Origin of the sequence: Bradyrhizobium sp. McL0615, assembly GCF_049993905.1 — a bacterium.
Lineage (GTDB): Bacteria > Pseudomonadota > Alphaproteobacteria > Rhizobiales > Xanthobacteraceae > Bradyrhizobium.
The window spans coordinates 1,827,293-1,845,447 of sequence record NZ_CP188254.1; the positions used below are offsets into that span (position 1 = coordinate 1,827,293).

Genomic DNA, 18,155 nt, shown 5'->3' on the forward strand with positions numbered 1-18,155 from the left:
AAAGGGTCCTGACCATGGCCGACAAGCAAGCATCCTACCCGACCACCGTCCCGCTGCCGCCGCTGTCACGGGCGGCCGAAGTCGCCGAGCTTCTGGTCGGCGCGATCGATCTGCACTGCCATAGCGGCCCGGCGGCCATGCCGCGCATTCTCGATCATCACGAGGAGCTGCTCGACGCAGCCGCCGCAAAATTCCGCGCCGTGCTCTACAAGGACCACTTCTATGCCGGCATGCCGCACGCGATCCTGCTGGAGAAGCTGTTCCCCGAAACCAATGTAAAACTGTTCTCGGGCATCGTGCTGAACAATGCGTCCGGTGGCATCAACCCGCACGCCGTCGACCACGCCGTCAAGCTCGGCGCCAAGATCGTCTGGATGCCGACGCTGTCAGCCGCGAACCATATTGAGGCGATGGCGAAGGGAAACTCGACCTTTCCGAAGACCGCCCAGAAAATGCTCGATCCGATTCCGCTTTCGGCGCTCGACGCCAACGGCAAGCTCACGGACGACACCAAGAAGGTCATCGACCTCATTGCCGATGCGGACATCATCCTGGCCGGCGGTCACCTGCCGGCCAGCGAACTGCATATCCTGTTCGACGAGGCGGCGCGGCGTGGCGTCAAGAAGATGATGGTCAACCATCCGACCTACATCGTCGGCTGTAGCGACACTGATATCCGTCAGCTGGTCGCGCGCGGCGTCAAGATGGAACATTCGATCTGCATGTTCATCGAGGGCAAATCCCTGAAGTACAGCCCGGATGATCTCGCGCATCTGATCGAGGTGGCCGGTGTCGACAACACCATACTGTCTTCCGATCTCGGCTTGCAGAACTCGCAGCGTCCGGTCGACGGTTTTCGCAGCATCACGCAGATCCTGCTCGATCTGCAGATGACGCGGCCTGCGATCAGGAAGCTCATCAGCGACAACGCGGCAGGGTTCCTGAATCTTCCGGTGACGCAGTCGGCTGCGCAGAACGCCGCCTAGCAGAGCCGGCGCAAAGACCGCGAAAAGCGGCGCGCGCCGAAGGCAGTACCAGGGGAGGAAGTCACCATGGATCGGGTGGATCGCGACGGCGACGAGCTGATGTACCGCATCATGTGGCGGATCATGCCGTTGATGGTGGCCCTGATGATGTTGTCGGTCATCGACCGTTCCAACGTCAGCTACGCCAAGCTGCAGATGGTCTCCGGTCTCGGGATGTCGGAGACGGCCTACGGCCTCGCCTCGTCGCTGTTCTTCATCGGCTCGCTGGTGTTCGAGGTGCCGAGCGCGCTTGCCGCGCATCGGTTCGGCGCCCGGCTATGGTTCGCGCGCATTCTGTTGACATGGGGACTTCTCACTATCCTGCTTGGCTTCAGCTTCAGCGGCTCGTTCTTCGCCGCCGCCCGCTTTCTGATCGGAGCAGCTGAAGCCGGCGCCTATCCCGGCATCATCTTCTATCTGACGCTGTGGTTTCCGAAGCGCTATCGCGTGCAGGCCATCGCGCTGATGACGATCGGCAGCCCGCTTGGCAACATGTTCGGTTCGCTGTTCGGAGGTCTGCTGCTCGATCTCGACGGCGCGCTCGGTCTTGCCGGCTGGCAATGGGTGTTCATTGCCACCGGCGCGCCTGCGCTGCTCTTGTTCGTGCTGATCATAAAGTATCTGCCCAACGGACCGCAGGACGCCGGATTCATCAGCGACCGCGAAAAGTCCTGGCTCGCGGGCGAACTGGGGCGCGGAGAAATCTCCCAGGTGCTGCATACCAATCCGCTTCGGGTTCTGTTCGACTGGCGGGTCTGGGCGTTCTCGCTGGTGTACTCGATGATCACGCTAGCGCTCTTTTGCGTGATCTACTGGTTGCCCACGGTGGTGAAGGGTTTTGGTGCGACCAGCACGCAGAATGGCCTGTTGAACTCGTTGCCCTGGGCCATGGTGGCACTGATGCTGCTCTGGATCCCGCGGTATCTGCGCGAGCATCGCGGCGTTCTCATCGGCATGGCGCTGATCGCGCTGTGCGGCGCGGCCGCCTTCCTGATGTCGACGATGCTGCCGGAGAACTGGATGCGTTATGTCGCATTCGTGCTCGGTACGCCCTGCATCTCGCTGATGTTTCCCTGCTTCTGGTATCTACCGTCGCAGATCTTCAAGGGCGCCCACGCCGCTGCCGCCGTGGCGGCCATTACGACGCTCGGCAGCCTCGGCGGCTTCCTGTCGCAGAATGTGATGCCCTGGGTCGCGCATTGGTCCGGCAGTGCGCTGGCTGCCATGATCGTCCCGGCCATCAGCCTGGCCCTGCTTTCGTTGAGCGCCATCATCATGCTGGCGGTATGGCGTTTCCCGCCGAGTGTCGGCTTCGACTTTGGGCCCTCGTCCTCGACGGATTCTCAGCGCCCGCAACCCGCGTCGTAAGGAGGCAGATCATGAGTTGCGGTAGAAACCATTCCAGAGGCTGCAAACAGTTGAAGTCGTTTGCCGCGGCATTGTTGTTCGCCGGACTTGGCCATGCTGCCCTCGCCGAAGAGGCTCGCAAACCGCAGAAGCCGCCGATCATCCTGGAATCGACGGGCGCGTACGAAGTGGGCGGCAAGGTCATCGCCAAGCCGGGCGATCCCAGCCAGACGCTTTCCTGCGACCATGGTTACGTCGAATATTTTATCCCGGCGAAAAGGCGCAGTGTCGGCCTGATCATGTGGCACAGTTCCAGCACCAAGGTGTGGGAAAATCGCTGGGACGGCGGCGAAGGCTACAAGAGCATTTTCCTGCGCAGGGGATATCCGGTCTACCTGTGGGATGGCCCGCGCGTCGGTCGCGCCAACTGGAGCTGCGAGCCGATCACCTACACGCCGGATTATTTCGATCAACGCAACTTTGCCGCCTGGCGTTTCGGCCTGACCTATCTCAACTGGCATCCGGGCCTGCAGTTTCCGACTGCCGACAAGGAAGCCTGGGAACAGGCGACGCGCGCCCGTTACGACGAGTTCGATACGCTCGAGAACGCCTTGCTGCAGGCGGAGGCCGGTGGCCAGGCGATCGACAAGATCGGCCCCGTCATTGCCGTCACCAATTCCGCGGGCGGCTGGCGCGCGCTGTTGTCGGCGCTGAAGGCAAAGAGCGGCAACATGAAGGGTATCGTGGCCTACGAAACCCCGGGCTTCGTCTTCCCGGAGGGCGAGGGGCCCGAACCCAAGCCGGATGCGCCGTACGGGCCGAATGCCGTGCCGCTGACCGAATTTATGAAGCTGACGAAGTTTCCGATTCAGCTGGTGTTCGGCGACTACACCGATACGCGCGCGATCTGGAAAACCTCTGTCGAGGTGGCGAAGACGTTCTGCGGTATCGTCAACCGTCATGGCGGCGATTGCGAGGTCTTGCTGCTCCCGGATGCGGGCCTGCGCGGCAACACGCACATCGCCTTTGCCGATCTCAATAACGAAGCCGTTGCGGACGAATTATCCAAATGGCTGGGCCGCAAGGGCCTGGACAAGTTTGCTGCAGAATAAAAGCTGGCTCCAACGCGAGCGCCCCGTACACAACTCGGAGGAAACATGCGCGTGCTGTCTTTCGGCCTTCTGGGCCTCGCACTTGCCATTGCGCCATGTCACCACGCCGTCGCGCAGGACTGGCCGAACCGTCCGGTCACCATGGTGGTGCCGTTCCCGGCCGGTGCCGCCGTCGATACCCTTGCGCGTGCCGTCGCGCACGCGCTGAGCGAGGATTTCGGCAAGCAGTTCATCGTCGAAAACCGCGCGGGCGCCGGTGGCAATCTCGGCGGGACGGCGGTCGCCAAGGCGGCTGCTGACGGCCATACCTGGCTGTTCGGGACGCCGGCGCCGATCGCGCTCAACAAGTTCATGTACAAGGGCCTGGCTTACGACTCCGAGCGGGATTTCATGCCGGTCGTGCTCGTCGCCAAGTCGCCACTGATCATTGCGGCGACACAGGACTTTCCGGCGAAGACGCTGCCCGAATTGATTGCCTATGCCAAACAGAACCCGGGCAAGGTCAATGTCGGTCATCCCGGCAATGGGACGCTCGGACACATTACCTCGGCGCTGATCCAGCAATTTGCCGGCGTGGAGATGACGCATGTGCCTTATCGCGGCTCGGCGCCGCTGATCACGGACCTGCTGGGCGGACAGGTCAACGTCGCGATGGATTTCATGCCGACCTACCTGCAATTGGTGGCCGACCGCAAGATCCGCGCGCTAGCGGTGACGACGAGCCAGCGTGCCGCGCAACTGCCCGATGTGCCGACGGTGCAGGAAGCGGGCTTCAAGGGATTCGAGGCCACCGCGTGGTACGCGATCGTCGCTCCTACCGGAACGCCGCCCGACATCGTGAGCAAGGTGAACAATGCAGTGAACGCCTTCCTGAAAAGCGACAAGGGCAAGACCATGCTCGAACAAAACTCGCTGCAGGGGGTTGGGGGCTCCCCGGAAGACCTCAAGGCATTCATCGACGGCGAACGCGCCAAATGGCGTCCCGTGATCGAGGCTGCAAAGATCACGATGTGAGGCTGCTGAAAGAATGACTGGCATTGAAATTCCTGCGCTGTCGACCCCGAAAGTTGCGCTCGTCACGGGTGGCAACAGCGGCATCGGCAGGGCCACTGCGGCTCGCCTAGCCGCCATGGGGTCTGCCGTCGTGGTCGGCTACAACAGCCGCCGCGCGCAGGCCGAAGAGGTGGTCGGGGGCTTGCAAGGCAGCGGCCATCTCGCCATGCGCATCGCGATCGACGATCCGGCTTCCATCTCGGAGGCAGCAGTGACCGTGGAACAGCAGTACGGGCGGCTCGATGTGCTCGTCAATTGCGGAGGCGCCACCACCCCGGTGCCCGCCAACGATCTCGAGGGACTGACCGACGATATCTTCGACCGGACCGTTTCGCTCAATTTGCGCGGGCCGTTCGCGATGGTGCGCGCCTTCCGTCCCTTGCTGGAACGCGGCAGTGGCGCTGCCATCGTCAACATTTCGTCGATTGCGGCGCGGACGGGTTTAGGCAGCAGCCTGGCCTATCTGGCGGCAAAGGCGGGCGTCGACGCGCTCACGATCGCGCTCGCGAAAGTGCTGGCGCCGAAAATCCGCGTGTTCTCGGTCTCGCCAGCCGGCGTGGATACGGATTTTGTCGCCGGCCGGACGCGCGAACAGTTGCAGAAGATCGCAGAAAAATTGCCGCTCGCCCACGTCACCACGCCCGACGATGTCGCACGGGCGGCCGTGGCCTGCATCGTCAACCTGACCAGTTCGACCGGAATCGTAGTGCCGGTCGATGAAGGTCGGCACCTCTAGAAACGCACCGCAAACGGTGGCGCGACGTAAGGTCGTGGACGGGAACCCATGGAAAAATTGAAATTCTATATCGACGGCGCCTGGGTGGATCCAGCCACCCCAACGACGCTTGGAATAGTCAATCCTGCGACGGAAGAGACATTCGCGCGGATCAGCCTGGGCTCGCGATCCGATGTGGATCTGGCCGCCAAGGCAGCGCGGCGCGCTTTCGCGACCTATTCCGTAACCAGCGTCGAGCAGCGGCTGTCCTGGCTTCAAAAGATCATCGAGGGCTTTCGGGCGCGTTTGCCGGAATTGGCGCGGATGATGACCCTGGAGATGGGCGCGCCGATTACGTTTGCGACCCAGCGTCAGGCAACCGTCGCACTGTTTCATTTCGAGGAAGCCGCGCGCGTGCTTGCGAACTACAAATTCGAGGAGCGGATGGGCAACGGGATCGTCCGCCGCGAACCGATCGGTGTCTGCGGACTGATCACGCCGTGGAACTGGCCGCTGAACCAGGTTGCCTCCAAGGTCGCGCCGGCGCTCGCCACCGGCTGCACCGTGGTGCTGAAACCCAGCGAGATCGCGCCGCTCAGCGCGATGCTGTTTGCGGAGATCGTCGACGACGCCGGCCTTCCGGCAGGCGTCTTCAATCTCGTCAACGGCGACGGCCCCACGGCCGGCGAGGCGATCGCCGCCCACCCCGAGATCGACATGGTGTCGTTCACCGGATCGACCACGGCCGGCGTAAGGGTGGCCAAGCTTGCGGCCGACACGGTCAAGCGTGTCGCGCAGGAACTGGGCGGCAAATCCGCCAACATCATCCTTGCCGATGCCGACCTGAAAGCCGCCGTGATTCAGGGCGTTCACGCCTGCTACACCAACGGCGGCCAGAACTGCCAGTCTCCCACGCGCATGCTGATCCCGCGCGCGCAGCGGGATGCGGCATTCGCGGCGGCGCGGGAGGCTGTCGGCAGCATTCGCTTGGGCGACCCGCTCGATCCGGCATCCACCATGGGGCCGCTGGTGAGCCAGGCGCAGTTTGAGAAAGTGCAGGATCTCATCCAGTCTGGCGTTGACGAAGGGGCGACGCTGGTGGCTGGCGGAACGGGGCGGCCATCCGAACTCAACCGTGGATACTATGTTCGCCCGACCGTCTTCGGCGATGTGACGCCGCAGATGAAGATTGCACGCGAGGAAATTTTTGGCCCTGTGCTGTCGATCATGAGCTACGACACCGAGGACGAGGCGATCGAGATCGCCAACGATACGCCGTTCGGATTGGCGGGTTTTGTGCAGTCAAAAGACCTTGATCGCGCTCGCGCCGTCGCCAACCGCATCCGCGCCGGGCGCGTCTATCTCAACGGTGCGCCTTTCGACCGCAGCCTGCCCTTTGGCGGCTACAAGCAGTCCGGTAACGGGCGCGAGTTCGGGGTTTTTGGATTTGAAGAGTATCTCGAAGTGAAAGCCATACTCGGTCACTGAGGCTGGCGACGCGGCCGGGAGCCACTCAGGCGGCGGGACGGAAATGCCCAGGCGGATGTTTCGTGTCGCGGCGGATCAGCCGGCGCAGCGTGGAAGGCTCCGCGTATCCGATTTGCCGCGCGATCTCGTCGACCGACAGGCGCGTGGTCTCGAGCAAGAATCGCGCGGTCTCCAGTCTTATACGCTGCACGAACTGAATCGGTGAAACGCCACAGGTCGCCGAGACGCGCCGCGCAAATGTCCGCGGCGCCAACGCGACGGCGTTGGCCAACTCCTCGATCGCAAAGTCGCGTGCGATGTTGTCGCGCGCCCATTTCTCGGCCTTGGCAATTTTGGGGTCCTGGCTCGCCAGATAGGTGATCGCCATGAATGGCGCCTGGGAGCGCCGTTCATCGAGCAGGAGATAGTTGGCGCAGGCCTTCGCCAGGCTTGGTCCCGCGAACCGGCCGACCACGGCAAGCATCAGGTCCATCTGCGCCATGGCCGCGCCGCCGGTTGCGATTGGCCACTCGGCGACGACCATCTGCTCCGTCAGCAGTTCGATTTCGGGATAGCGCTGCCGGAACAGCGGCGCGAACCACCATGTCGTGGTCGCCCGGCGGCCGTCGAGCAAGCCCGTCTCCGCCAGCAGGAAGGTGCTCGCGCAGGACGCGGCGAGCATCGCGCCGGTTGCGTGCGCCCGGGTCAGCATGTCGATCGCGCGCCGGCACATCGGGCTCTTCAACTTCGCCTCCAGTTCGTCTGCCGATGCCGTTCCAAGACCGGGGACGATGACGAGTTCGCTTCCGCGCAGATCGACGTCGTTGCGGCGGGATCCGCAGCGCACCGTCATGACCTTGAATGGCGGAACACGCTGCGTAGCGCCGATCCGGTTGGCCGTCGCCAGGACATCGTGGGTGATGGCCGCGCTCGAGGCCATACACCCCTCTATCTCGAGAACCGCAACTTTGGTCATGTCAAAAAAGCCCTGATTAATGTCAATTTTGACACTATCCCTTGAGCACGGAAATCGCAACGATATCCGTAAATGCCGCCCTGGAGGGATTGCGCGATGCCGAAACGGTCGATGAAACAGGACGATCCGCTCGAGGATTTCACGCGTCGCGACATCGCGCTCGATGGCGTCAGCAAGGTCGTCTACGTGGCCGGCACGGGACCAGCCGTCATCGTGATGACGGAGATGCCGGGCATCAGCCCGCATGTCGCGCGGTTTGCCCGCTGGGTCCGTGACGCCGGCTTCACCGTCTACATGCCGTCGCTGTTCGGCCGCGATGGCGCCGTTCCAGGCGCGGAGGAGGGCGCTGCGATCTTTCAACGCGCCTGCGTGAGCGCCGAGTTTCGTGCCCTTGCCTCAAGCGAATCCAGTCCCGTCACGAAGTGGCTGCGTTCGCTGGCGCGTTTTGCGCATGGCGAATGCGGCGGTCCCGGCGTCGGCGCGATCGGGATGTGTTTTACAGGAAATTTTGCGCTGACCATGATGCTCGAACCGTCGATGCTGGCGCCGGTGCTCTCGCAGCCGTCGCTGCCGCTGAACAATCCGGCTGGCATTGAAATCGCACCGGACCAAGTCAAGGCGGTCCGCGAACGGCTTGAACGGGAGGATCTGACGGTGCTGGCCTATCGCTTCGCGGGCGACAAGTTCTGCATGGCGCAACGCTTCGCCGCCTATAGGAGCGCGCTCGGCGACCGCTTCATCGGACGGGTGCTGCCGGACAGCGCGGCGAATACCGATCTGGCGCCGTTCTTCGAGCGCCACGTCACCACCCCGCATAGCGTCGTCACCGCGCATCTGATCGATGAAGCCGGCCAGCCGACGATCGCGGCACGCGATGAGATTTTGGCGTTCTTCCAGCACCGGCTCGCGCCCGTGTGAAGCGATCGCCAGGGACATCGCTTGCTCACAGGGTACTGAGCGCCCCGCGCGACGGCGCGATCGGCAGCCATTCCGGGATACGGCGTTTGGCGAGCCAGTACGGCCGCCAAAGAGATCGCCATGTGGCGCGGTCGAGCGGCACTGTGCCCCATTTACGCAAGCCCATGTCGATCTGTGACAGATCGTGCAGATGCAGCCACTGGCGCGCCGCCCACCACAGCTCGCGCGATGCACCGGTGTTTCCGGCGCCTTCCAGTTCGACAATGTTCGGCAGCGGATCACTATGGCGGCAGGCAACTTTGAGCGTGGCGATCCGTTCGCCATTCCGTCGCACGCTCCAGAGCCGGGAGCGATTATGCACCAGGTTGTAGCCATAGGTTTTCAGGCAATTCCTCATGGCTTTTGCCTCTTCGGCGACGGCGGCGGCCGACGTCAAAGGCACGAAATCGTAGCCAGCCACCCGACCGGCCTGCAGCCACATGTCGTTGATGGTTTGAGGACCAAGGTTCACATGCAACGCGATCATCATCCGCCAGTCGTCCGCAGCTTTGAGGGCCGGGCCAATGCGCATGCCCGGCATCCACTGGCGCCCGATAAGGCCGTTTCCGAACGTTGCCGGTTGGAGGGAGAACCAGGACCAGAGACTGATAAGCCGCAATCGCGCAGGATTTACGCGCCGAGGTTCGCGGACTAGCTCGCGCGCAATCCACACCGCTGCCGGCTCATGCGCGAGTTCAGCAACATCAGCCACGGCCTGCAGCCATGCCGGCGCCAGTTCTGGCGACTGCGGCAAATGGTTCGCGATCCGTCGGCGAAACAGTTCGTCGTCGGGCATTCGCGGGATTGGATGCGTGAACGCCTCGGGAGGGAGCCTGCGCAGCCATAGCGGCAGGTCAGCGGTAGCCGCCGCTTCTGCGAGTGCGGCACCGTCGATCACGCGCGCGACCGCGGGCGCCGGATCGAGGCCGGGGCGTGGAACGGCCAGCGCGAAAAGCAGCGCGGGAAAGCTCGCGGCAAGGTCCGCTATGCGCGAGTGCCGCATCGCCAGTGCGCGCACCTCACGCTGGAAGCGGGGATGATATCGCCGAAGTTGACGATCCAGCAGATCGGAACGCCCGACCCTCCGGCGAGGGGCCAGCACGAGATTAGAGGTCATGACAATAGTTCCGCAAGCGCGGACCGGAAGGCCGCGGCAGGATTCGATTCAATTGAAGATTTGCCATTTCATCCGGGATTGAATCCCGGAGCAGACGCTAAATATCGCGCGTCGAACCCGGGAAGCGTGCAGTCGTCGACACGGTCGCCTCCATTAATGCAGTTGCGGTGCAGCCCAATAGCCCGGTTTCTGCCGATATGCAACCCGAGACTGCATGCTGTTCCGGCGCCGTCGTTAACGCGATTGCAAGAAAGCTGGAGCTGCGCGCCCTCATGGTCACGCTCGGACCACCGGTCCCTGCGATCGCGCCGTTCGGTTTCAGCGTCAGGAGTGCTTGTCGAGGCGGCGCTTGAGCAGGGTCAGATGTTGCAGCAGATCCGACTGCGCGACGGGCGACAGTTCGCCGATCAGGGCGATCACCCATTCCTCATGCCGGCGCGCCATCCGGCTGAATTCCTTGGCGCCTTCCTGCGACAGGCGCAAACGGAAGGTGCGGCGATCATCGGAATCGACTTCGCGATGGATCATGCCGTCGGCCTCGAGCTTCTGCACGAGAGCGGTGATGGCGCCGTTCGAAACCATCAGAAGTTCCGAGACCTCGGACATGGTCGCGCCCGCCGGCTTGCGGGCGAGCTGCGCCAGCAGGTCGAAGCGGGCCAGCGTGGTGTTGAACTCCTTGCGCAGCCGCGCGTTCAGCGCCTTCTCGATCCGAGTGGCGCAAGAGAGCAGCCGCAGCCAGATGCGCAACTCCAGATGCGCGCCGTCGGATTCGTGCGCCGGCTCGACCGGCCGCAACGTTTGCGCGCGCGCGCCCTTCGGGGATCTGGCCTTTCGTTTGACTGTGGCATCCATGGCTGTGATCTCACCGGCTAGATGGAAATTGATCCGATGCTGGCTCCGCCGCAGACATACAGTGTCTGCCCGGTGATGAAGTCGGCATCCGGTGAACTGAAGAAACTGACGGCACGCGCGACGTCGTCGGACTTGCCGAGGCGGCCGAGCGGGATCGACTGCGCCAGTTTCTTTGCGCGCTCGGAGTCCGGCGACATCACGCTTTCGAACATCTCGGTGTCCGCGATCGGGCCGGGGGCCACGACGTTGACGGTGATGCCGTATGGAGCAAGCTCCAGCGCCCAGGTCCGCGCCATGCCGATGATGCCGGCCTTGGTCGCGGAATAGACCGTGCGTGTGACAGTTCCCAACGCGGCGCGAGAAGACAGGAGCACAATGCGGCCGAAGCTGGCCAGCTTCATGCTCGGCAGCGCCGCCTGCGCCAGCGCAATCCCCGCCCCGAAATGCAGTTGCGCCAAGGCGCCGACATCCTCGTCGGCCACCTCTTCAAGCAGCTTCGCGCGGATCGCGCCGGCATTATGCACGACATGGGTGATCGGCACGTTCGCCGCGATTTCCGACGCCACCTGCCGCGTCGCCGCCGCATCGAGCAGGTCGACTTCGTGCGATATGAATCTTGGATGGCTCCAGTCGGGTTTGCGCCGTGACAGCGAGATCACGTCGTAGCCGTCGGCGAGGAAGCCACGGGCGATCGCAGCACCAATGCCGGTATTGCCGCCGCTGACGATCGCCGTGTAGGGAAGCGCGGGCATTTTACCTCACATAAAGAGCTGGATGTTGCCGAAGGCAGCATCGCAATTGATCAGGTCGACGCGCTTCAGCTTGATCTTCAGCTTGCCGTTTTCGACGCTCAGATGATGCGTGACCCAGGCCGCATAGAGCGCCTGCTCGTCGAGGCGGGTCTCGACATAATGGATCGGGGTCCAGGTGACGTAGCTGTTGGCGGCGGCGTCGCGCGAATCGATCTGCGGCGTCTGCAGCACGTGATGGCAGCGGCTCTTCGGCTTCTGGCTAAAAGTCCGCGCGCCCTTGAGACGCTCGACCCGGATCGAGAGCAGCAGCTTGTCCTCGTACATCAGCGAGCAGGTCAGCCGCGGATCGGTTTGATTCCATTCCAGCGGCATCCAGTAGTAGGCGTCGTCGGCATACATCTCGAGCCATTCGTCGAAACGCTGCTGGTCGATCAGCCGCGCCTCGCGAACGACGAAGTCGATCAATTCCTGATCGGTGGGGACCGCATTCTTCAGGGGAGCCTCAGTGACCATGCTCATGTCACATCCCCATCGTCATGAACTTGGTCCAGGCCCGGAACTGATGGCGCATCGGCCACTCGCTGGTCCCGTTGATCGCCACGTTCGTCTGCCCGGCTTCGTCGGGGCTGTAGAGGCGCTGCAGGTTCACCCACTCGTTGCCGTTCGAGTGCAGGCCTTCCTGCGCGCGCTCGTACATTTCGAGATCGTCATGGCCGACGATGGAGGTCGGCGCATTGATCAGCCGGTTGTACATCAGCGTGCGCTCCAGCAGCATGTCGGGTGCATCGACGAGTTGGAACGTCCAGGATTCGACCAGCGTCTTGTTGGCCGCGATCGGCTTGAACTGCCGCAACAGCTGGATCGGGCCCTTGATCATGATGTTCGGGAAATAGACCGTGTTATGTCTGTTTTCGTCCAGGATCGCCTTGGCGCGGGCCTCGCCATAGGCCGCCGTCATCTTGTCGAAATAGCCAGGCACCGCCGAATAGTCTGAATGGATCGAGTGGTGCACGCCGGTGTGGCCGTGGCCGTTGTCCCAGATCCGGATGCCCATGTTCTCGAAGAACTCGTACGGGCTCATGAACGGGGCGATGATCTCGACCGCCATCGGCTTCCTGGTGCCGGGAGGCGCTTTCTTCCAGACTTCGACGGCGGTCCCGGCGGAGGATTCGTGCGCCACCATCGGATGGCAGGTGTCGGTCTGGTTCTCGACCAGCATCTTCCAATTGCAATTGTGCATGTAGCGCAGCACGCCGCCCGCGACCTTGAGCTGGCCGGCCGGCGAACGGTCGACCATGTTGTCAAAACTCGACAGGCTTTCGCCGAAGAACTCTTCGAAGTCGAGGCCGCCGTCGTTGATCTTGGCGAACACGAAGCCGCGATAATTGCGAACATGGCGCACCGGCGCCATGCCGGTCGCGGCGCGGCTTTGTTCGAAGCCTGTGTTCTCATAGCCCTTCTTCAAGGGGATCGCGAGCAGCGAGCCGTCGGTCTTGAAGCTCCAGGCGTGGTAGGGGCAGCGGAAGAATTTTCCGGTGTTGCCGCAGGTCTCGGAGGTGATCCGTGTGCCCTTGTGGGGGCAACGATTGTGCAACACGTGCACCTTGCCATCGGTGTGGCGGACGAGCAGGACCGGCTGGGTGCCGATCGTGGTGCCGTAATAGTCGCCGGCATTGGGGACTTGGCTGTCGTGGCCGACATAGACCCAGCTATTCGGGAACATATGCTCCATTTCGAGCTGGAACACCTCTTCGCTGACATAGACGTCGCGGTGAACTTCCTGCTCGCGGACCAGCGCGCGAAGCGCAGCGGCGTTGCCGGCATATCGGGTCATGCGTTCCTCCTTCACAGGTCGAGCACGAGTCGCTTGGTTTTCGCGCGCGAAATACAGATCTGCATCACCTTGTTCGATGCCTTCTCGCTTTCGCTCAAGATGTAGTCGCGATGATCGGGAATGCCCTCGATGACAGTGGTCTGGCAGATCCCGCAATCGCCGCGCTTGCAGTCATGTATCGGGTCTTCGCCGGCGTCGAGCAGCACGTCGAGAATGGTCTTGCCGGCAGGAATCTCATAGACGCGTCCGCTGCCCTTCAGTTCGACCTCGAAACTGGCGTCGCCGGACTTCTCTTCGGGGGCGCTGAAGATTTCGAAATGCAGCCGCCCCTGTGGCCAGTTCATCTGCTTGGCCAGCGCGATCGCGGCCTCGATCATCGGCAGCGGCCCGCAGAGATAAAGCGGCACGTCGGGTGCAAGCCGGTTCATCAGGCCCTCAAGATCAAAGAAGCGGCCCGCTTCGTCGTCAGCGTGGATCGTCGCGCTGGCGCTGGCCAGCCCTTCGATCTCGCCGAGAAAAGCGAGTTCGCCGCGGTTGCGGCCGGCGTAATAGAACGAGAATGGCCGCTTCGCTGCGCTCAATTCGCAGGCCATCGCGAGCAGCGGCGTCACGCCGATGCCGCCCGCGACCAGCGCGACGTCGCTCGTGCCCGCACCAAGGGGAAAATTGTTCGCCGGGGGCGAGATCGTCAGGCGATCGCCGGTCTTGAGACCGTGCATATGGGTCGAGCCGCCGCGGCTCTTGCTTTCCTGCAGCACGGCGATGCGATAGGCGGTCGGATGTTCAGCCGCCGCACGCGGTGACGCCGTCTCGATCAGCGAATAGGAGCGCCGGCCGACATCGGGCAGATGAACATCGATATGGGCGCCCGCGGCCCAGCCCGGCATCGGCGCGCCATTGGCGCGCGCCAGCACGAATTCGCGAATGCGCGGCGTGAGCGCCTCGGACTTCGACACTACGACCTCGAATTGATCCATCCTCAGGCGTCCTCGAACAGTGTCTCGACGGTACGCAACGCGCCGTCGAGCTCAGCGCCATCGGCGTCCTTCAGCGCGACCTTGGTCAGCCGCTGCACCCATTCGGCCGCATCAGGCCGGCCGGCCAGCCGTTCGGACGCCTGCATGACCTTGTCGAATTTCGTCTCACCACGGGAATGCGTGTCCGAATAGCCGCCAACGAGACGGCGCGCCTCGCACACGGCGGTTGCGAGCGCGAGGTCGTGCGTTGCGAATTTCCGCACGCGTTGCGCCCATTGATCGAGATGGCGCATTTCGCGGGTATGCCGCAGCGTGCGACGGCGCACTCGCCGCAAGCCCGCCATGAAGTACAACATCAGGAACGCCGTCGGTGCGGTGGTGCGCAGTCTGCGTCCACGATCAATGAGCCGGGCGAGGCGCTCGCTGCTCTCGATCTTCTCGCCGAGCCATGGTGGCAGCAGTCCTGCCATTTCCTCGATCCGCGGATGAAAGAATTCGGTGATCCCGAGAATCTGGTCATCACCGGCCCGCGCCTCGCGGCGCACCCGGTCGAATCGTCCTGCGCGGGTCTTGAGATCGGCCACGCGGATCACGTCATCATAGGCCATCGCGATAGCGAGATATTTGGCAAAGGCCTGCATCAGGACGGCGTCGCGCGGCATCGCTTCCAGCCGGTCGAGATATTCGCGGCCGTAGGCCGTGTCCTGATAATCGACGACGCGCTGCAGGCCGGCGGCGACGATGCCGTGCAGTGCTTCCGGCAATTGCTGCGCCCGGGCGACCAGCGCGTCGTAATCGGCATGACCGATCGGTTCGAGACGCGGAAAGCGCTTTGCGAGCGGCGGCTTTGCCACGGGCTTGATCTTGGGATCCTGCTTGAGCGTGGCGACGGCCTGCTCGCGGCCGGCGGTGAAGGCGCGCAGGCTGGCATCGACGCCGACGCCCGCCGCCCGGATCGTGGATTCAAAATCCTCTGTCGTGAAGGGCAGGCCGCCGGAGCCCGCGAGCGCACCGAACAGGACCGAGGAAACCACGCTGCCGGTGGCGTCCGCGATCTCCGCCATGTCGAATGCGATGAAGCGATTGGCTGCAACATTGGCTGCCTCATAGACCTGCGACGCGTCGGCGGTGCCGTCGCCGGGCGCGGTCTTCTCGACCACGGCCAAAGAGCGGTGCGAGGAGCCGATCAAGAGCGTACGATCGGGCGAGACCAGCCCGCGCAGGATGGCGCGGCCGGCTTCCATCAATTCGGCGCCGATCACGATGTCGACCTTGCCCGGGGCCGGCATCAGAGACAGCACGGGGTGACGCTCCGGCTTGCTCGCGTCGGGCGCAATCATCTCGATGTAATAGATCGTGGCGCCGGTGCGTTGGGCGACGCCGGGCACCGAGGTCGATTGCGCGAACCAGCCGCGCCGCTCGGCCAGTGCCACGATCCAGTCGACCAACACACCGCCGCCCTGGCCACCCATCGCGAGCACCGCGACGGTGATGGGACGCGCCTGGCTGAGCGCGATGGAGGAGGGGGCCACGGAGACGTTCATATCGCCTCCTGCTGGAACATGATCCGCCGTCCCGCCCGCCAGCGCTGCAAGGCGCCGATCATCCGTTGCCAGATACGATCGAGCCACGCTTCGAACGCGGTGGGGTTGGAAACGATGTCAGCGCGATAGAAGGAGGGGCACAGCACGGCCGCGTCCGCGACCTCGCCGCAATGACCGCAGCCGACGCAGGTATTGTCGACAGCGGCGACTGGATTGTCCTTGAGGGGATCACTGGTCGGTTTCACCGATAGCGACGGGCAGCCGGACAGGCGGATGCAGGCGTGGTCGCCGGAACATGTGTCTTCATCGACACCGAAGCGCTCGCGTACGACGCGCTCGCCGCGCTTGGCGGCGGCCGCCAGCAGCGGCTTCACGCGCCGCTGCTTGTTCAGCATGCATTCCGACGAGGCGACAATGATTTTTGGACCTTTTTCCTCCGTCGTCAGCGCCTCGCGCAGCGTGTCGCGCATGCGCTTGACGTCGTAGGTGCGGTCGATCTGGCGCACCCATTTGGCGCCGACGCCCTTTACCGCCTCGACGATCGGATGCTTGGTCGAACGCGAACGGTTGTCGGCGCGGGAGGAGGGGATGTCCTGGCCGCCGGTCGCGGCGGAATAATAATTGTCGACCACGACGATCACGCTGTCGTGCTGGTTGAAGACGGCGTTGCCGACGCCGCTGGTCAGCCCGTTATGCCAGAAGCCGCCGTCGCCCATGATCGAGATCGAGCGCTTGCTCGCCGGAACGTTGAAGGCGGACGCCGACGCCGGGCCGAGACCGTAACCCATGGTAGTCGCGCCGATGTTGAATGGAGGCAGGATCGAGAACAAATGGCAGCCGATATCGGCGGCGATATGATGTGGACCGAGCTCCTTCTCCACCAGCTTCATCGCGGAAAAGATCGGCCGCTCCGGGCAGCCGGTGCAAAAACCCGGCGGCCGGGGCGGTACCACTTCGGCCAATGCGCGGATTTTGTCGTCGACCTCGACCCGGTCGATGTTCGGCGCGCGCGCAGCATCCGGCAGCGCGTCGGGGCGCCAGCGGCGGATGAAGGCGCCGATCGCCGCGCCCATCACCTGGGCGGTGTATTCGCCGGCCATCGGCAACAGGTCCTTGCCGTGCAGTTTTGAGGGGATGTCTGCGTTGCGCAGGATCTTGTGCAGCGCCTGCTCGATGAATTCGGGCTGGCCTTCCTCGACCATCAGCACGGCCTTCTTAGCCCGGCAGAACTCGATCACCTCGCGGTCGACGATCGGATAGGTCACGTTCATCACATAGAGCGGCACCCTCGTCTCGCCCCAGATGTCGGCAAGGCCGGCCTCGCGCAGCGCGGTGATGACGCCGTTATACATGCCGCCCTGCATGATGATGCCGATATCGTCGATATCGCCCTCGAACGTCTCGTTCATGCCGCGCGCGTGGATGAATTCGACCGCCGCGGGCCAGCGCTGCTCGACCTTCTCCTTCTCGTGCAGGAACGAGGCCGGCGGCAGCACGATGCGGTTGGTGTCGCGCGACGGCGCGTCGAGCGCGCGGGCCAGCGGAAAACTGGGGCGGACATTCTCGCGGGTGGCGAAGCGACCGTGCACATGGCAGGCGCGAATCCGCACTTCCAGCATCACGGGCGTATTCGATGCCTCCGATAGCTCAAAGGAATCGTGCACAGCCTTGACGATCGACGCCACGTTGGGCCGCGGATCGACCAGCCAGAGCTGCGACTTCATCGCAAACGCGTGTGAACGCTCCTGCATGATGGAGGAGCCTTCGCCGTAATCTTCGCCGATAATGATCAGCGCGCCGCCGGTGACGCCGCCCGAGGACAGGTTGGCGAGCGCGTCGGACGCGACGTTGATGCCGACCGGCGCCTTGAAGGTGACCGCGCCGCGGATCGGGTACATCACGGAAGCCGCAAGCGTCGCCGCCGCGGTCGCCTCGCTGGCGCTGGATTCGAAATGCACGCCGAGGTCGGAAAGGATATCCTGCGCGTCCGACAGCACGTCCATCAGATGCGAGATCGGCGCGCCCTGGTAACCGGCGACATAGCTGACGCCGCATTCGAGCAGTGCCTTGGTGATCGCGAGGATACCTTCGCCGCGAAATTCCTGGCCGGCGCCGAGCTTGAGGTCTTCCACCTCGCGCGCGAAAGAGCGTTCTGCCATGCTCGCCTCCTGAGGCCCCGCCGGAACTCCGGATGACCGAATATAATTTTAGACATCAAACAAAAATGATGTCAATCGGACTTGCGGGTTTTGAACGCGGTAAAGCACCGTACGTTCATTCGTGCGCATTTTGCAGCCTGTTTAGTAGGCTTGGTGCACAGTCGCCCGGCTCCGGACCCGCACCGGCTCGCTTGACAGGATATTTTAGCCATGAAACATTATTGGCGCGCGTTGCACTTGGCGGCGTGTGCCAAGGCGGCCTTTGCGG

16 protein-coding genes are annotated in these 18,155 nt (G+C 63.5%); 7 read left to right on the top strand and 9 right to left on the bottom strand.

Features of this window, described 5'->3' with window-relative positions; genetic code table 11:
• The first annotated feature begins 14 nt into the window (after positions 1-14).
• The 6 genes from ACPPVP_RS08740 (at position 15) to ACPPVP_RS08765 (ending at position 6,740) form a co-directional block, all read left to right on the top strand.
• Positions 15-986, top strand: coding sequence for a DUF6282 family protein (locus ACPPVP_RS08740; protein WP_426533173.1), 972 nt, complete (start codon positions 15-17; stop codon positions 984-986).
• Between the two features lie 66 nt (positions 987-1,052).
• Positions 1,053-2,393, top strand: coding sequence for an MFS transporter (locus ACPPVP_RS08745; protein ID WP_426533175.1), 1,341 nt, complete (start codon positions 1,053-1,055; stop codon positions 2,391-2,393).
• Positions 2,394-2,404: 11 nt separating this feature from the next.
• Positions 2,405-3,484, top strand: coding sequence for an alpha/beta hydrolase (locus ACPPVP_RS08750; RefSeq protein WP_426533177.1), 1,080 nt, complete (start codon positions 2,405-2,407; stop codon positions 3,482-3,484).
• Positions 3,485-3,529: 45 nt separating this feature from the next.
• On the top strand, positions 3,530-4,498 hold the full coding sequence (locus tag ACPPVP_RS08755; RefSeq protein ID WP_426533179.1) for a Bug family tripartite tricarboxylate transporter substrate binding protein: 969 nt from the start codon (positions 3,530-3,532) through the stop codon (positions 4,496-4,498).
• A gap of 13 nt (positions 4,499-4,511) precedes the next feature.
• Entirely contained in the window at positions 4,512-5,273 is a 762-nt protein-coding gene (locus tag ACPPVP_RS08760; protein ID WP_426533181.1) for an SDR family NAD(P)-dependent oxidoreductase, read from the top strand.
• A gap of 48 nt (positions 5,274-5,321) precedes the next feature.
• Positions 5,322-6,740: an aldehyde dehydrogenase family protein gene (locus tag ACPPVP_RS08765; protein WP_426533183.1), complete on the top strand. Its 1,419-nt coding sequence runs from the start codon at positions 5,322-5,324 to the stop codon at positions 6,738-6,740.
• 25 nt (positions 6,741-6,765) lie between these two features.
• Here the strand turns inward: ACPPVP_RS08765 and ACPPVP_RS08770 are convergent, their stop codons facing one another.
• The gene (locus tag ACPPVP_RS08770) at positions 6,766-7,659 is read right to left on the bottom strand and encodes a GlxA family transcriptional regulator (protein ID WP_426533185.1); all 894 of its coding nucleotides are present in this window, start codon (positions 7,657-7,659) and stop codon (positions 6,766-6,768) included.
• Between the two features lie 132 nt (positions 7,660-7,791).
• Between ACPPVP_RS08770 and ACPPVP_RS08775 the strand changes: the two genes are divergently transcribed.
• Positions 7,792-8,613, top strand: coding sequence for a dienelactone hydrolase family protein (locus tag ACPPVP_RS08775; RefSeq protein WP_426533187.1), 822 nt, complete (start codon positions 7,792-7,794; stop codon positions 8,611-8,613).
• A 25-nt stretch (positions 8,614-8,638) separates the two neighbouring features.
• On the opposite strand, the gene ACPPVP_RS08780 is transcribed toward ACPPVP_RS08775, so the two are convergent.
• From ACPPVP_RS08780 to ACPPVP_RS08815, 8 genes are all read right to left on the bottom strand, one after another.
• Positions 8,639-9,769, bottom strand: a complete 1,131-nt coding sequence (locus tag ACPPVP_RS08780; RefSeq protein WP_426533189.1) for a hypothetical protein — start codon at positions 9,767-9,769, stop codon at positions 8,639-8,641.
• 324 nt (positions 9,770-10,093) lie between these two features.
• Positions 10,094-10,621 carry a MarR family winged helix-turn-helix transcriptional regulator gene (locus ACPPVP_RS08785; protein ID WP_426533191.1) on the bottom strand — a complete coding sequence of 176 codons (528 nt, stop codon included), beginning with the start codon at positions 10,619-10,621 and terminating at the stop codon, positions 10,094-10,096.
• 17 nt (positions 10,622-10,638) lie between these two features.
• A complete protein-coding gene (locus tag ACPPVP_RS08790; RefSeq protein WP_426533193.1) occupies positions 10,639-11,373 on the bottom strand; it encodes an SDR family NAD(P)-dependent oxidoreductase in 735 nt (244 codons plus the stop codon).
• A gap of 6 nt (positions 11,374-11,379) precedes the next feature.
• Positions 11,380-11,892 carry an aromatic-ring-hydroxylating dioxygenase subunit beta gene (locus ACPPVP_RS08795; RefSeq protein ID WP_426533195.1) on the bottom strand — a complete coding sequence of 171 codons (513 nt, stop codon included), beginning with the start codon at positions 11,890-11,892 and terminating at the stop codon, positions 11,380-11,382.
• 1 nt (position 11,893) lies between these two features.
• Complete coding sequence (locus tag ACPPVP_RS08800; RefSeq protein ID WP_426533197.1) at positions 11,894-13,207, bottom strand: aromatic ring-hydroxylating dioxygenase subunit alpha; 1,314 nt, start codon at positions 13,205-13,207, stop codon at positions 11,894-11,896.
• A gap of 11 nt (positions 13,208-13,218) precedes the next feature.
• Positions 13,219-14,184 carry a PDR/VanB family oxidoreductase gene (locus ACPPVP_RS08805; protein ID WP_426533199.1) on the bottom strand — a complete coding sequence of 322 codons (966 nt, stop codon included), beginning with the start codon at positions 14,182-14,184 and terminating at the stop codon, positions 13,219-13,221.
• A 2-nt stretch (positions 14,185-14,186) separates the two neighbouring features.
• Positions 14,187-15,728: an indolepyruvate oxidoreductase subunit beta family protein gene (locus tag ACPPVP_RS08810; RefSeq protein ID WP_426533201.1), complete on the bottom strand. Its 1,542-nt coding sequence runs from the start codon at positions 15,726-15,728 to the stop codon at positions 14,187-14,189.
• On the bottom strand, positions 15,725-17,887 hold the full coding sequence (locus ACPPVP_RS08815) for a thiamine pyrophosphate-dependent enzyme (RefSeq protein WP_426533203.1): 2,163 nt from the start codon (positions 17,885-17,887) through the stop codon (positions 15,725-15,727). The genes ACPPVP_RS08810 and ACPPVP_RS08815 overlap by 4 nt, the downstream gene beginning before the upstream one ends.
• Between the last annotated feature and the right edge of the window lie 268 nt (positions 17,888-18,155).